This is a genomic window from Streptomyces abyssomicinicus (genome assembly GCF_008974245.1).
In the GTDB taxonomy this organism is placed as follows: domain Bacteria; phylum Actinomycetota; class Actinomycetes; order Streptomycetales; family Streptomycetaceae; genus Streptomyces; species Streptomyces abyssomicinicus.
On sequence record NZ_BBZI01000019.1, the window covers coordinates 1 to 13,786 of the forward strand.

A 13,786-nucleotide genomic window follows, 5' to 3' on the forward strand; every position below is an offset into this window, starting at 1 on the left:
TGGACTTCGCCCGCTGCTGCTCGATCAAGAACGGGCTGCCGAGCATGTTCTTCTCGCTGGAGATGAGCAAGAGCGAGCTGGCGATGCGGATGATGTCCGCCGAAGCGCGGGTCGCCCTGCACCACATGCGGACCGGGACCACCACCGACGACGACTGGGCGCGCCTGGCCCGCCGCATGCCGGACGTGTCCGCCGCTCCGCTCTACATCGACGACTCGCCGAACATCACCCTGAACCACATCCGCTCCCGGGCCCGCAAGCGCAAGGCCCAGAGCGGTCTGTCCCTGATCGTCGTGGACTACCTCCAGCTCATGGAGCCGGACACCTCCCGCAACGGCGAGAACCGGCAGCAGGAGGTCTCGAAGATCTCCCGCGGGCTGAAGCTGCTGGCCAAGGAACTGGAAGTCCCGGTCATCGCCCTCTCCCAGCTCAACCGCGGCCCCGAACAGCGGCAGGACAAGAAGCCACTGATGTCCGACCTGCGGGAGTCCGGAGCCATCGAGCAGGACGCCGACCTGGTGATCCTCCTGCACCGCGAGGACGCCTACGAGAAGGAGTCCCCCCGCTCCGGCGAGGCCGACCTGATCGTGGCCAAGCACCGCAACGGTCCGACGGCCACGGTCACCGTCGCCTTCCAGGGCCACTACTCCCGCTTCGTCGACATGGCCCGCACCTGACAGTGCAACAGCGAAGGAGGGAAGATGGCGCTGAACAAGAAAGGTTCCCGGCGCATAACCGTTGACGGGATCGAGTACCGATGGCGGATCCGCAGGAAGCCCTCCTACATGCAGGGACTCTGCTGGACACCGATGACCTACGCCGTCGAAGCGGCCGGCGGCAGCCAGCCGGGCACGGTCTTGGTCGTCACCAGCGGCCAGGCCCATCCCAGCAACTGGGTGTGCGTCGAGACGGAGCCCATTCGCCCAGCCCACGTAGCTGCCAGCATTCGAGAAGCACGAGATCAAGGCTGGGAGCCAACCAGGGGTGGTTCGCCTTTCCAGCTCGACCGATCCGCAGGATTCATCGCCCAGCCATGAGACAGGACGGAGTAGCGCAACGCATCTGGCCCGGCATCATGGCCAGGTGACTATGTGGATGCGCTGCTACTGGGACGAGGAAGACACCTGGTTCTACTTCGAGGTCGACGCGGATGGCTGGGTCACCAGGCAAGTCGAACTTCAAGGGCCTGCGCTGACACCGAGCGCAGCCGCCTCCCTCGCTGAATGGCAGCAGGCCCACGAAGCGGGCCGCCTGGATGAGTACGACAGCAGGTTCGGGATCACGGCCGAGCGGCCCGTCTCGGAATGGGAAGGCCACGACCCCGAACAACTCACCGCCGAGGGCTTCGAGGAAATCTGGCGAGCTGCCCGTCGGCAGATCGCATCCCAGCCCAGCTGACCTCGGCTCCGCGGAAGCGCCGTTGAGCCTCCTAGGTGCCCTTCAGAGGGCTTTTCGGCTTCCTTTACCCCCCTGAGCCACCGAAGATCCGGAAGGCCCTCACAGGCCGCCTTGCGGCTTTCCGGGTGACGGGCGGTCAGTCGCCGCTCGCGAGGCATCTCTCGTGGCGAGGCAGGGCCGCCCGCCGGGACACGCCCCGACCCGGTCACATGCGTGAGGACGCCCGCAGCGACACTGCCGGTATGAGCACACCGCGCCGACCCCTCGGCTCCGGCCCGAACCCCGCCGTCCCGCCTGCGGACCTGCCGCCAGCGCATGCGCCGACCGCCGCTGAACTCGCCGCCTCGGGTGAGTGGACGGCGATGCCGGAGCCGCTGCCCGCCGCGCCGAGACCCACGGGAGGTCGGCGCCCTCTCGGGCAGCGCGGGACCTGACCGCTGCCGGAGGGCCCGTACAGGTCGGAGGACGGCCGCCGTACCGGCCCTCGCGGATCGCGGACCGCGGGCTGAGGTACGCCTGCTCCAGGCTCCACCAGACTTGTGGACGCTCAGGTGCCGAGCTGGTCGGTCCTGGGCGCGGGCACGTGGTGAGGGTCGTCAGCTTCCAGGAGATGGTCGGGCAGCACCGACATCAGGTGTGGCCACCAGGTGGGATGCGCCTGCAGCAGGTGGCGCACAACCGGGCTGTTCTCCACCGTGTGTCGGCAGTACTCGGCCCAGGGGCCGGCGCTCTCGCTGTCCGGGATGCGTTCGTGCACGTGGACCCCGCTGCTCATCACGTCGTTGAGGAGTTCCCCGAGCGTGAGGACGGTCTCCCGCTCCTCGCGGGTGTCGGGGAGCTGCTTGCCGCCGTAGAAGTAGTCCCGCGTGACCTGCCGTTCGAGCATGACGGCCGACTGCGGGGCACGCGGTGGGTGTTGACGGAAAGCCAGCTCTTTGTTACTCTATTCCCATAAGCAACAAGCACGTTGTCACAGGCGAGATTGTTTAGTTGAGTCATGCCCTCGTGACGTGTTCCGGAGACGCCATAAGTGTGTCTACGTGTAGTTAGGCCCTCGATGTCATGATGAGGGCCATTTTTGTGTCCAAGCGCAGCCCCTCGGTTCCACTGCCGGGGGGCTTTTTCGTTGCCTAGGAGGCGCTCTTGCTCGCTGCTGTCGACCCTGGTTCGGCGTCCGGTGTTCCGGTGTTCTTGGTTGTCTGCCTTGTCGCTGCCCTGGTGGTGGTCATTGTGCTGTGTGTCGTATTGATGGGGTGGTTCGTCCTGCGTCGTGTTGACCAGGCCGACATTCCCGTTGCTCTTCTCGGGCTCGCGCACCTGGCTTCCGCCCTGAGCGGGGTGGTGCCGTGGGCGAAGCCGACCTCTCCGCCGGCACTGCCGCAGCGGTGCGGCCACGAACCTGAGGTCGTGCCGCCGGCCCCGTCACCCGTTGTTGTCCTGGTGTACAGAGAGTCGGTCGGCAACCCCCTGACCAGCGGTGCGGGGCAGCCTTGATTCTTGTTCGATGACGCCCCCGGTTCGCGAGGACCGGACTGAGGGCTTGTCCCTCCCCCGGCTGCCGGGGGAGGGACAAGCCCTCAGTCCCAGGGGGTCAGCGTTTGGAGGGCAGAGGGACCTCGAGACCGGCCTCTACCGCGTGAGAGATCATCACGCGCAACGCAGCCACGAACTGCTCCGGCTCCAGTTTGCGGATCAGGTGGGCGCCGATGAGGCCGCCGTCGTCATACGGCAGCGGCTTTCCCGCGGGGATCACTTCGCCGGCCGTAGCCGCGTCCGTCTCTCCGCTCAGGGCGAAGACGTGGAGGAGACGCGGGGCTCGGGCACCTCCGACCGGGGCTGTTGCACGGCAGCCTCGACCGGCGGCGAGGGGCAGGTCGCTCCGGTCGGCGGTGCCTCGTCGGCGGCCGGGGTGTATACCGCGGTATACATCTCGTCTTCTCATGACGCGGGCGCCGGGGTGTATACCGCGGTATACATCTCCCCGCCTTCCGTCGGCGTCGTGACCGCCTGCGGCTTCGGTGGCGGTGGCGCCTCCTGGTCGGTCTTCCACGTCGGGTACTGCTCCTCCTCCGGCAGCGTGGCGTAGCGCGCCTCACCACTGCCTCAAGCGGCCCATGGCACGGATGGCAGTGGCCTGGTTGCCGTCGTGGAGGTGGCCGCGCGGTCCCTTCGGAGTTCGACAGCGGGGTGCGACACGACGGCTGAGGTGAAGCGAGCCCGGTACCGATGTACCGACCTCCCCTGGCGACCTGTTGCTCCAGCGCGGCCGGATCGGGGCCTCTCCGCACCTCACGGACCTGTTCGCGAGCATGTTGGCTCCGGCCAGGACTGGCCGACGGGACCCCAGATTTCAAAACCCGGTTTTGACGCGCCGCCGGATCAGTGTGTTTTTCTCCCCAGCCGTCCCCCATGAAAGGCTGGCCCAGTCCCGAAGTACCGGCTCCGTGCCGGGAAGTAAACGGAACTGGAGAGCCACCTATGGCACGTATCACCGCGTTGGTGAACCGCAAGGGTGGTGTCGGCAAGTCGACCCTCACGGTCAACACCGCCGCCATCACCGCAAACGTCCTCGGCGAGTCCCCTGCCGGCGAGCCCGACTACGTGGCTGCCGTCTCCGCCGACCCTCAAGGGTCCACCTCTTGGTGGTCCGAGCGTGTCGGCGAGGACCTGCCCTTCTCCTTCATCCAGACCAGGTCGCGCTCCGATCTCGACTTCTTCCCCGAGCTCAAGAAGTCGCGCAAGGTGAAGCACGCCTTCATCGACACCCCCGGCTGGATGGACCTGCCCGAAGACGAAAGGCAGAAGGCGGGGGACCCGTTCGGCGAGAGTGCGGCCGCCGACGCCATGCGAGCCGTCCTCGCGGTCGCCGACGACATCATCATCCCCGTCGAACCGGAGCCCCTCGGCTTCATGCCGACCCGCGACACGATCGAGGAGGTCGTCAAGCCGCTGGGCAAGCAGTACTGGGTCGTCATCAACAACTGGGACCCGCGGGACGGTGAAGCCGACCTCGACCAGACGCGGAGCTTCGTCCGGGGCCAGGGATGGAACCTCGCCAACACCGTCATCCGCCACTACAAGGTCCACACCCGGGCTGCCTTGGACGGCCTCGTTGTCACCCAGTACAAGAAGAACCGTGTCGCCATGGAAGCCCGTGAGGACTTCTACAAACTGTCCCTGGAGATCGGCGCCGGCAAGAAGGGCAACCGGTGATGGCGGCGAAGAAGAAGGACTGGAACGAGCTCCTTGGCGGCGGCACCAATGCGGCCGGCACCAACAGCACAGCCGACGTCGCATCCGACAAGCCCGCGGAACCGCCGACGACCGTGTTCATGCACACGATCGTCGGCAACCCCGACAATCCGCGGCCTGAGGACGACTACTCCGACAGTGACTCGGACTTCCGCGAGCTGAAGGCATCCATGAAGGAGATCGGACAGCTCCAGCCGCTTGCCGTCGTCTCCCGTGAGATTTTCGAGAAGGCCAAGCCGGAGGCCGTCGCCGCCGCCCCGCCGAAGGTCCGCAAGCTGATCCGGAATGCGGACTGGGTGGTCGTCACGGGCAACCGCCGTCTCGCGGCAGCGCGCCAGCTGGGATGGACCCGCATCGACATCCGGGTCCAGGACCATCTCGGTGACGAGGAAGGCCGGCTCGACGAGGCGGTCATCATCGAGAACATCCACCGGAAGAACCTCGCTCCGGTCCGGGAGGCCCAGTACCTGCAGCGGATGCTCGAGCGGCACGGCTCCCAGGAGAAGGTCGCCGAGCGCATCGGGAAGTCCCAGATGTTCGTCTCCCAGCGGCTTGCTCTGCTCAACCTCGCTCCGGACATCCAGGAGCAGGTGAACATGGGCACCTTGAAGATCAAGGAAGCCAGGCAGGTCGCGCGCACGCCGGATCACGAGGAGCAGCGCGCTCGGGTCGCGGACCTCCAGGCGAGGGCGGCGGAGCCCAAGCAGCCGCAGAACACGGCTGTGGTTCAAAACCCGGTTTTGAAACCGGGGTCTGTGGGCCCGGTTGGTGAGGGCGGGGTGGCGGTTGCTTCCGGTGTGGGTGGGGTTGCTGGGGCTGTGGTTCAAAACCCGGTTTTGAAACCGGGGTCTGTGGGCCCGGTTGGTGAGGGCGGGGTGGCGGTTGCTTCCGGTGTGGGTGGGCCTACTGGGGCCGTGGTTCAAAACCCGGTTTTGAAAACGGCACCGGAACTCGCGTCGGACGCGCCTCACGCTTCGGCCGCCGTCTCGCCACAGGAAGCGATTCCGGAGCCGCGTACCCACGCTGGCGACGAGGAGGACGGGGACGGTAGGCCGAGGAGGCTTCCGTACGACGACCCCGGCTACGTCGTACGCCACCTGCACCTGAAGATGGAGACACCGTTCTTCGTCAGGGGAGGCCGTCTGTGGCTGCAGATCCTTCGAGCGGAACACCCCGAGGAGTACCGGGCCGTGCTGGCTGAGCTCGGCCTGCGTGAGGAGCCCTCGGCGTAGGGCCGGCTGTTTCACGGGTCGAGTGAGGCCCTTCGGCACCCGCTGTTTCCGGGTGCCGAAGGGCCTCAACCCGTTCCCGTCTTTCGGCTCGGGATGTATACCGCGGTATACATCCCGAGCCGAAAGACGGGCGACAGGGCCGCGGAACAGCTGCGGCGGCATGGGCCCGTGGGCCTCGCTCGTGGGGCGAGGCCCGGGACGCGCCCGGCGCGAGTTCCGGCGCGGGTTCCGGTGCCGGTTTCAAAACCGGGTTTTGAAAACCGCGGCCGGGCCGGCGGTCACTGGACGGTGCAGGTCCAGTTCTGCAGGACCGGTTCGGCGAGGACGGACGTGAGGGTCCGGGTCGTCTCGTCCGGGGTGATGGCGGGCGGAACCGTCACCTGGAGGAGAGCCGTGGTGCCGTGGCACTCGGTGATGGTGGCCTGCCAGGTGGCCGGCAGCAGGGCGATGAAGCGTATGGCGGTGGATTCGGGGTGCGCCTCCGGGGGGCCGTACAGGCGCACGTGATGGAGGTGGGACATACCTACTCCAGGTCGAGAAGCCCCGGACCGGCTACGGGGGGAGAGAGCCGGTCCGGGGAGAACAGAGGGCGGGTGCCGGTCAGCGGGAGGACCTGGCCTTGGCGATGCGCGCCACGATGACGAGGATCGCCACGGCGACGACCCCGCCCACGCTGTAGCGGACGCCGTCGCTGGCGTCGCTGGCCATCAGGGCGACCTCGCCGGCGATCAGGGCGGCCAGCAGGGCGGTGAGGGGGGCGCGGTTGGAGGAGGTGGAGGAGGCGGACATGGTGGTTCCTTTCGTTCGGGGGGTGGCGGTCAGTCTGCGAGCTTGAGGGCCTGGCGGAAGGAGAGCTTGCGGTCGGTCTGCAGCAGGGCCCGGCGGTAGACGCGGGCGCTGACGGCCACGATGGCCGCGGCCGCGGCGAGGGAGATGCCGAGGGCGAGGACCGGCTCCCACCAGGCGGCCTCACCGGCGAGGACGCGGGCGGGCATGGTGACGGTGGACGTCAGGGGGACGAAGGACAGGATCTCGCGGGTCTCGCCGGAGACCGCGATGCCGACGATGAACACCAGCGCGGTGATCGCGTTGACGGGCGTGGTGGTCGACTGGATGTCCTCGCTGCGGGTGGCGAGCGCGCCGGCGGCGGCGAACAGGCAGGCCAGGACCGCGATGCCGACCACGTAGAAGAGGAGGAACCAGCCCAGTCCCGAGCTGATGTCGGCGAGGGTCTCCTCCTCGCCCGCGATCAGCAGACCCGCTACTCCGACCAGGCTGAAGAGCGTCATCTGGGCGAGGGCGAGCAGGGTGGAGCCGGTGATCTTGCCGACGAGCAGGGACCGCAGGGACACGGAGCTGGCGATGAGTTCGACGATGCGGTTCTGCTTCTCCTCCACGACGCTGGTGGCGAGGGCGGCGCCGAGGAGGACGGCCGCGAGGTAGAAGAGGAATCCGAAGAAGTAGGTGGTCATCCGGACGGCGCCTTCGGGGGTCTTGTCCGGTGAGAGCAGGAGCCGCTCCAGGGCGGTGTCCCTGCTCAGGTCCTCCAGGCTGGTGCCGGCCGCGTGTGCGTTCTCCGCGAGGGCGTTCTGCTGGACCGCGGCGCCGACCCAGGTGGCGGCGACGTCGTTGTGCCCGGTGTCGCCGAGCAGCACCCAGCGCCCGTTGTCCAGCAGCAGGCCGGCCTCGACCTCGCCGGAGCGCACCGCTTCACGGACCTGCTCGGCGGACGCCTCCTTGCGCACCGTGATGTCGACCTCCTGTTCCGACGCGGCGGCGAGCTGTTCGGCCTGGGCGGTGAGCCGGCCGGCGGCCGGGTCGGCGGCCGCTACGGAGATCTTTCCCATCGAGTCGGCCAGGTAGAGCTGCAGACCGATCGCGCCGACGATCAGGGCGAGCGTGACGAGGGTGGAGACGAGGAAGCTGCGGCTGGTGAGCTTCACCGTGATCTCACGGGCGGTGACGATCAGCCAGGGAGCCGTGGCCTTACGGGCCTTGGTGTCCTTGGGCCCGGGAACGTCGTCGGCCGGGGGACGGGAGGAGGCCGCCCCGGTCTCGATGACGGGTGCCGTCTCTTCGGGCCGCTGCGTGATGGTCGGGGTCGCGGTGCTCATGCTGCGGTCATCTCCCGGTAGATGTCGGCGATGCTGGGGACGAGGGGGGTGAAGGCGTGGACGGGGCCCCGGTCGAGGGCCTCGGTGAGGAGACGGGAACGGTCGGAGTCGGTGGCGAGTTCGACCCGGGCGCCGTCGGGAAGCTCCTCGACGTCGGTCACACCGGGCAGGGCACGGGCCCAGCCGGCGGGGGCGCCGGTGACCAGGTGGTACCGGGGCCGGTCACGGTGGCGCAGCTCGTCGGCCGAGCCGGTGCCGACGACCTTGCCCTTGGCCATGACGACCAGGTCGTCGCAGAGGCGCTCGACGAGGTCCAGCTGGTGCGAGGAGAAGAGGACCGGCACACCGGAGGCGGCGTACTCCCGCAGCAGTTCGGCCATCGTGTCCACGGCGTGCGGGTCGAGCCCGGAGAAGGGCTCGTCGAGGACCAGCAGCCGGGGGGAGCCCAGGAGGGCGGCCGCGATCTGGACGCGCTGCTGGTTGCCCAGGGACAGCGACTCCAGGCGCGCCTGGCCCTTGTCGGCCAGGCCCAGGCGCTCCAGCAGCACCAGCGTGTCCCGCCGGGCCGCGGCGGCGTCCTGGCCGCGCAGACGGGCCAGGTAGACGAGCTGGCTGTGCACGGTCTGCTTCGGGTAGAGGCCCCGCTCCTCGGGCATGTAGCCGAAGTCGCGGCGGTCCGCGGCGGTGGCGGGGGCGCCCTGCCACTTGACGGTGCCGCCGCTGGGGGCGAGGACGCCCATCACCATGCGCATGGTGGTGGTCTTTCCCGCCCCGTTGCCGCCGACGAATCCGGTCATGCGGCCTTCGCGGACCCGGAAGGACACCCGGTCGACGGCGCGGTGGCTCCCGAAGTCGCGGACGAGCTCTTCCAGTTCCAGCATCTGAATTCTTCCTTCGCTTCTTCGTGCTCGGTCAGGGCAGGGGGTGCGGGGCGGCGTGGAGGGGGTCGTCCAGCCGGGCCGGGCAGCCGGTGCGCCCGGGCGCGGACGCCAGACGCGGAAGGTGCCAGCTCCACCGGTGGGTCTCGTCCATCCGCAGGTTCTGGTAGCCGGGGGCGAGCACCTTGACGGCGTGCCAGCCCATGGCGGCGACGGCGGGCGTGAGCCGGCGGGTGAGGTCGACGGCGAGCAGGCCGGCGCCGTCGGCGTCCATGGCCTCGGCCATCTCCCGCACCGCCGGCGGGTTGCCCGTCCCGTCGGGTCCGGGCAGCGGCAGCGGCGCCTGGAATCCGTCGGCCCAGCCGCGGATCGTGTCGTAGGCGGAAGGGGTGAGCATGTACCGCATCCGGTTGTGCTCCGTCACCACCGGGCCGTCGTAGGGGGTCTCGCCCCGCGCCCGCAGGGACTGCAGGGCCTGCCGGACCTGCCAGGCCTCCTGGAACGCCTTGACGGCGGCCTCGGCCGGGCGGGCCGAGGCCTTCATGCCCACGGTGGCGAGCGCGCCGGGACCCTCGGGCTCCAGCAGCAGCGCCGTCAGGCACCACAAGCCGGGGACGGCGAGGGGGATGCGGGCGAGGACGGGGGTGAGGCCCTGTGCCTCGGCCCGCCGCCAGACGCCCGCCAGGACGGTGTCCCGGGGAGCGGGACGGTAGGTGGGCAGCCGCAGCTGCCTGCCCCAGGCCACGGTGAGGGCGTCGCGTTCGGCCACCTCCACCAGGGCCGCGGCGAGCGCCGACTCCGCGGTCGCGCCGGCCGCGGCGCCCGACGGGCTGGGGTCGAAGAGGCGGGCGGACCGGGCGGGCCAGTCCACGAGGTCCGCCGGGACCAGCACCGGGTCCCCGCTCCCCAGGGGGCGGGCATTGTACCAGTGTTGGGCCGCCGTCCTCGCCTCGGGGTGGGTCAGCGCGTGGCCGGGGTGACGGTCGAACAGGGTGGGCGCGCCGAGCTCCTGCGCCGTGCCGAAGAGGGCGGGGTGGGCGGGCGAGGCGTGCAGGGCCCGCCGCTCGACGGCCTCACCCGTGCCGCGCAGCAGCGCGTCGGTGCGGGTGGTGCCGCTGGCCCCGGCGTACCGGGCGGACAGCGGGACCTCGGCCGCGCCGTCGTGCCCGCGCTCCGGCGCCGGGCCGGTGCCGGCGCCGGTGAAGCCGTCGAAGGGCTGCAGCTCGACCGCGCTGCTCCACAGCGGGTTGCCGTCGCCGGGCGGGGTCAGCGCGTAGGCACGGGCGACACCCGCCGCGGGGGCCAGGGTGGCCGGGACGTCGATCATCGCGGTACCTCGCCGGTGGCCGGGGCGAGGAAGGGCAGGGCGGGGCGGCCGTCACGCAGGGCGGTCAGGGCGAGCAGGACGCCGGCCGATCCGGTGCCCAGGTCCGTGGAGAGCCGGTAGCCGTGCTGGCCGAGGAAGTCGACCCGGCCGGGCTCGGCGGCGATGGCCTCCCAGCCGAGCGCGTCGAAGTGGGAGTCCAGGGCGCGCCTCTCGGCGGCCGCCGCGCCGTCGCCGAGGACCAGCATCTCGCCGGCCCGGCCGTGCAGCAGCCCGCAGGTGGTGGAGAAGCCGCCGTGCCGGTCGGCCAGGATCCGGTCGGCCGTGGTGCGCAGCCGCTCGTCGTCGGGCAGGTGGCGCAGCGCCGCGCGCAGCACCATGAGGATGCCGGCCGAGCCGTCGAGCCCCGCGGTGAGGAACCGGTTGTCGAAGCGCGGGTCCTCCAGGATGTCCAGGTCGCGCCGGAGTTCGGCGGTCGCCTGCTCCAGCAGGTGGCTCTCACCGGTCCGCTCGTACAGGCGCAGCAGGAACAGGGCGCGCCCGCAGTGGCCGTTGAGGAGTCCGAGGCGGTTCGGGCGTCTGGCGTGCGTCATCCGGTCGGCCAGGGCGGACGCCTGGTCGGTGCGCAGGTCGCCGTCGCGGCGGCCGCCCAGGTACAGGGCGCCCAGCCCGAGGCCCGCCAGGCCGTTGGCCACGGCCGAGCCCACGTCGGGGTCGCCCTGGACCAGGGTGAAGGCGCGGTCCAGGGCCGCGTCGGCGGCGTCGGGACGGCCGAGCTCCTCCAGCGTGAAGGCGATGCCCGCCAGGCCCGTGAACAGGCCCGGCCCCTCACCGTTGACCGTCTCGGCCCGGCGCACCAGCCACTCGACGTGCTCGGCGGGGATCTCGGCCCCGGCACGGTGCAGCGCCCACAGCACGCCGGCCGCTCCGTAGCCGAAGGTGACACCGCCGTCGGCAAGGATGAACTGCATCGCGTCGCCGGGGTAGAGGCGGTCGGCGCGCTCCGGGGTGGCGGCGTCCACGATGGAGTCGGCGATCGCGGAGACCAGGGACGTGTCGCGTGCGCCGTCGGCCGGCCACGGCACGCCGTGCTCGGTCACGGCGCCCAGGACGTCGGAGCCCAGTCCGCGCTCGACCTCCTCGAGGAAGTCGGCGGGCAGCGGGAACTCGTGGGCGGCGGCGTCGAGCAGGGTGCGGATCTTCTGGGTGCCCCACGGCACGACGTGCGGCATCGGCACGAACAGCGTCAGCCGCAGCACGTTCAGGGCGTACAGGTCCACGTCCGCGCCGCGCAGGTGGTCGGGGGCGCGGAAGCCGAGGGAGCCCAGGGCCTGCGGCCGCATCTCCTCGACGGGGGTGGCGGTCTCCAGGTCGATGAAGGCGACCCTGTCGTCGGGGCGGACCAGGATGTTCCCGGGGTGGAGGTCGCCGAAGACGACGCCTCGCTCGTGCATGGCGGTCACGCCCTCGGTGACCTGGTCGAGGATGTGCAGCGCCCACCGGGCGTACTCCTCGCGCGCCGCGGGCGAGTCGTCGGCGCGGCCGTGCGGGTGGCGGGCCGAGACCAGGTCGGTCAGCGGGGATCCGTCGACGAAGTCGCGGGCCAGGAAGTAGTGCTCGTTGCCCTTGCGGACGTCCCGCAGGGCCGGGACGGCGTCGAGGCCGGCGAGCCGGGAGAGCGCCCAGTGTTCGCGCTCCAGGCGGGTGACCGCGTCGTCGCCGGCGACGTCGAGCCCGGCGAGCGGGCGGGCCTCCTTGAGGAGGACCTCGGTCCCGTCGCGCTTGTCCACGGCGCGGTAGACGCCGCCGCCGTTGGAGAAGTGCAGGGCCTTGTAGACCTTGAACGGGAAGCCGGTCAGGGTCCGGGCGCGCCGCTGGGCGAGCGGCTCCTCCAGGAAGGCGGGGATGGTCACCCAGGAGGGGGTGTGGAAGCCCGGGCGCCGCTCGTCGGGGACGAGCTTGCCGTCCGGCGTGCTGATCGCGGGGGTGAGGGTGCCGTCCTCCAGCCGGGTCGTCTTCAGCACGAAGCCGCCGTAGCGGACGTGGAGCGGGCCCTCGCGCCAGCGCAGGTCGCTCAGTATCGCGGGGGCGGGGGTGCCGCCGATCCGCTCCTCCAGGTCGTTCAGGACCCGCTCCAGGCAGGCCTCGTCGACCGGGTAGAGGGTGATGAACTTCCCGCTGGCGCTGCGGTCGCCGTACTTGCTGCCGCGCCGGCCCAGGATCTCTACGTTGGAGATGTACTTGAACATCAGCCCGTGCTCGACACAGTAGGGAACGACCGCGTCCAGGAGGGCGGCGGCGTTGCCCGGGGAGGCCGCGACGTGGACCTTCCACCCCTGGTCGGGTATCCGGGAGTCGGGCGGGACGCAGACGGTCCACTCCCGTCCCCGGTTGGTGGTCCAGCCCTCGGGCAGCGGGCGGCCCTCACGGAAGTCCTGGCCGGCGGACTCGGTGGCCGGGGCGTCGTAGAAGAGGGTGTCTGCGCGGCAGAAGTTGATGAACCGGGTGTCGATCACGGTGTCTCCAGGATCAGAAGGGCCAGAAGGGGAGCAGGTAGGTGCGGTGGAGCGACTTCCACAGCGGCACCTGGCCCACCTCCACCTCGGCGGTGCCGGCGGCCGGCGCCGGGGCGCGGCCGAGGTCCAGGGGGAAGGCCGTCGAGGCCAGGCCCACGGTGTCGCCCGTGTCGACGGGGAAGTAGGCGGAGACGGGGACCTGGAGGGACCGGGCGGGGGCTTGGCCGACACGGGTGACGGCGACGTCGTCGTTGAGCACCAGGCCGTTGGTCCGCAGCGTCACCGCCTGTCCGGGGCGTACGCGCTGGGCGGCGTCGCCCTGGTCCGGCAGGACCAGGCGGGTGGTCCCGGAGGCGTCGGTGACGTAGGCGGCGGCGACGGTCTCGCGGACCGGCACGAACAGCGCGGCGGTGGCGGCGGCGGCGAGCAGGGCGCAGACCGCCACCACGCGGCCTCTGCGCACCCCGGTCTCGGCGACCTCGGCCGACAGCCGCAGCATGCCGCGGATCACGAACCACACCGCGTAGGACAGCCCGCTCGAGGCCAGGAGGAGGCCGACCCAGCCGACCCGCTGGAAGGTGGGCAGCCAGGTGTTCAGGGCGGTGGAGAGCAGGTAGAGGGGGAAGACGAGGCAGGCCAGCCCGTAGGCGACGGTCCACCGGGTGGGCAGCTCGCGCTTGCGGGCGCCGCCGAACAGCAGCCGGGCGATCCACCGGCGGGCGTCGGCCATGGAACGGTCGCGCAGGTAGGGCACGTCCACGTGGCTCATGAGGGCGATGTAGCCGTCGAGCTTGATGAAGGGCATCAGGTTCAGCACGGCGGTCGCGTAGCTGGAGACGGCGAAGAAGAGCAGGCAGGTCTTGGCGGTGCCGTCGGCCAGCGGCCAGGCGACCAGGGCCGCGCCGGCGGCCAGGGAGGTCTGGACGGCGGGGCCGGCGAGGGCGGTGTAGACCCGCTGCCGCCGGTCGGGCAGCCGCCAGGCGTCCGAGACGTCGCAGAAGAACGCCGGCATCAGGTAGAAGAGCATCACCCCGATGCGGGACGGGCGGCCGCCGTGCCGGATCAGGACGGC

General features: G+C 70.8%; 15 protein-coding genes and 1 pseudogene. 7 read left to right on the top strand and 9 right to left on the bottom strand.

The window, feature by feature from the left end:
• The 3 genes from GBN72_RS33325 to GBN72_RS33335 form a co-directional block, all read left to right on the top strand.
• A partial coding sequence (locus GBN72_RS33325; RefSeq protein ID WP_164541030.1) for a replicative DNA helicase occupies positions 1-677 on the top strand: 677 nt, incomplete at its 5' end.
• Between the two features lie 24 nt (positions 678-701).
• Positions 702-1,037 carry a hypothetical protein gene (locus GBN72_RS33330; RefSeq protein ID WP_151775729.1) on the top strand — a complete coding sequence of 112 codons (336 nt, stop codon included), beginning with the start codon at positions 702-704 and terminating at the stop codon, positions 1,035-1,037.
• 58 nt (positions 1,038-1,095) lie between these two features.
• Positions 1,096-1,398: a hypothetical protein gene (locus tag GBN72_RS33335; protein ID WP_151775764.1), complete on the top strand. Its 303-nt coding sequence runs from the start codon at positions 1,096-1,098 to the stop codon at positions 1,396-1,398.
• A gap of 547 nt (positions 1,399-1,945) precedes the next feature.
• On the opposite strand, the gene GBN72_RS33340 is transcribed toward GBN72_RS33335, so the two are convergent.
• Complete coding sequence (locus GBN72_RS33340) at positions 1,946-2,284, bottom strand: hypothetical protein (protein ID WP_151775730.1); 339 nt, start codon at positions 2,282-2,284, stop codon at positions 1,946-1,948.
• A 257-nt stretch (positions 2,285-2,541) separates the two neighbouring features.
• Here GBN72_RS33340 and GBN72_RS33345 point away from each other — a divergent pair, with 257 nt between their 5' ends.
• Positions 2,542-2,892 carry a hypothetical protein gene (locus GBN72_RS33345; protein ID WP_151775731.1) on the top strand — a complete coding sequence of 117 codons (351 nt, stop codon included), beginning with the start codon at positions 2,542-2,544 and terminating at the stop codon, positions 2,890-2,892.
• Between the two features lie 97 nt (positions 2,893-2,989).
• On the opposite strand, the gene GBN72_RS34430 is transcribed toward GBN72_RS33345, so the two are convergent.
• On the bottom strand, positions 2,990-3,151 hold the full coding sequence (locus tag GBN72_RS34430; protein ID WP_164541032.1) for a hypothetical protein: 162 nt from the start codon (positions 3,149-3,151) through the stop codon (positions 2,990-2,992).
• A 204-nt stretch (positions 3,152-3,355) separates the two neighbouring features.
• Between GBN72_RS34430 and GBN72_RS35960 the strand changes: the two genes are divergently transcribed.
• From GBN72_RS35960 to GBN72_RS33355, 3 genes are all read left to right on the top strand, one after another.
• Positions 3,356-3,484, top strand: a complete 129-nt coding sequence (locus GBN72_RS35960) for a hypothetical protein (protein WP_281372123.1) — start codon at positions 3,356-3,358, stop codon at positions 3,482-3,484.
• Between the two features lie 392 nt (positions 3,485-3,876).
• Complete coding sequence (locus GBN72_RS33350; RefSeq protein WP_151775732.1) at positions 3,877-4,611, top strand: ParA family protein; 735 nt, start codon at positions 3,877-3,879, stop codon at positions 4,609-4,611.
• A complete protein-coding gene (locus GBN72_RS33355; protein ID WP_246213062.1) occupies positions 4,611-5,882 on the top strand; it encodes a ParB/RepB/Spo0J family partition protein in 1,272 nt (423 codons plus the stop codon). The genes GBN72_RS33350 and GBN72_RS33355 overlap by 1 nt, the downstream gene beginning before the upstream one ends.
• Before the next feature lie 278 nt (positions 5,883-6,160).
• Here the strand turns inward: GBN72_RS33355 and GBN72_RS33360 are convergent, their stop codons facing one another.
• The 7 genes and pseudogenes from GBN72_RS33360 to GBN72_RS33390 all read right to left on the bottom strand — a co-directional run.
• On the bottom strand, positions 6,161-6,403 hold the full coding sequence (locus GBN72_RS33360; protein WP_151775734.1) for a hypothetical protein: 243 nt from the start codon (positions 6,401-6,403) through the stop codon (positions 6,161-6,163).
• A 79-nt stretch (positions 6,404-6,482) separates the two neighbouring features.
• Positions 6,483-6,671 (bottom strand): hypothetical protein, encoded by a 189-nt coding sequence (locus tag GBN72_RS33365; protein ID WP_151775735.1) that lies wholly within the window; start codon positions 6,669-6,671, stop codon positions 6,483-6,485.
• A 29-nt stretch (positions 6,672-6,700) separates the two neighbouring features.
• Positions 6,701-7,996, bottom strand: coding sequence for an ABC transporter permease (locus tag GBN72_RS33370; protein WP_151775736.1), 1,296 nt, complete (start codon positions 7,994-7,996; stop codon positions 6,701-6,703).
• Entirely contained in the window at positions 7,993-8,877 is an 885-nt protein-coding gene (locus tag GBN72_RS33375; RefSeq protein WP_151775737.1) for an ABC transporter ATP-binding protein, read from the bottom strand. Before GBN72_RS33375 ends, GBN72_RS33370 begins: the two co-directional genes overlap by 4 nt.
• A 31-nt stretch (positions 8,878-8,908) precedes the next feature.
• Positions 8,909-10,201: a YcaO-like family protein gene (locus GBN72_RS33380; RefSeq protein WP_151775738.1), complete on the bottom strand. Its 1,293-nt coding sequence runs from the start codon at positions 10,199-10,201 to the stop codon at positions 8,909-8,911.
• On the bottom strand, positions 10,198-12,714 hold the full coding sequence (gene lanKC, locus GBN72_RS33385) for a class III lanthionine synthetase LanKC (protein WP_246213063.1): 2,517 nt from the start codon (positions 12,712-12,714) through the stop codon (positions 10,198-10,200). The genes GBN72_RS33380 and lanKC overlap by 4 nt, the downstream gene beginning before the upstream one ends.
• Positions 12,715-12,727: 13 nt before the next feature.
• Positions 12,728-13,786: pseudogene (locus GBN72_RS33390) on the bottom strand (daptide biosynthesis intramembrane metalloprotease); the annotation flags it as partial.

Coding starts and splice junctions, on each gene's coding strand:
- GBN72_RS33330 (WP_151775729.1), top strand. CDS start 702: ATGGCGCTGAACAAGAAAGGTTCCCGGCGCATAACCGTTGACGGGATC.
- GBN72_RS33350 (WP_151775732.1), top strand. CDS start 3,877: ATGGCACGTATCACCGCGTTGGTGAACCGCAAGGGTGGTGTCGGCAAG.
- GBN72_RS33335 (WP_151775764.1), top strand. CDS start 1,096: ATGCGCTGCTACTGGGACGAGGAAGACACCTGGTTCTACTTCGAGGTC.
- GBN72_RS33340 (WP_151775730.1), bottom strand. CDS start 2,284: ATGCTCGAACGGCAGGTCACGCGGGACTACTTCTACGGCGGCAAGCAG.
- GBN72_RS33365 (WP_151775735.1), bottom strand. CDS start 6,671: ATGTCCGCCTCCTCCACCTCCTCCAACCGCGCCCCCCTCACCGCCCTG.
- GBN72_RS33360 (WP_151775734.1), bottom strand. CDS start 6,403: ATGTCCCACCTCCATCACGTGCGCCTGTACGGCCCCCCGGAGGCGCAC.
- GBN72_RS33370 (WP_151775736.1), bottom strand. CDS start 7,996: ATGAGCACCGCGACCCCGACCATCACGCAGCGGCCCGAAGAGACGGCA.
- GBN72_RS33375 (WP_151775737.1), bottom strand. CDS start 8,877: ATGCTGGAACTGGAAGAGCTCGTCCGCGACTTCGGGAGCCACCGCGCC.
- GBN72_RS33355 (WP_246213062.1), top strand. CDS start 4,611: ATGGCGGCGAAGAAGAAGGACTGGAACGAGCTCCTTGGCGGCGGCACC.
- GBN72_RS33380 (WP_151775738.1), bottom strand. CDS start 10,201: ATGATCGACGTCCCGGCCACCCTGGCCCCCGCGGCGGGTGTCGCCCGT.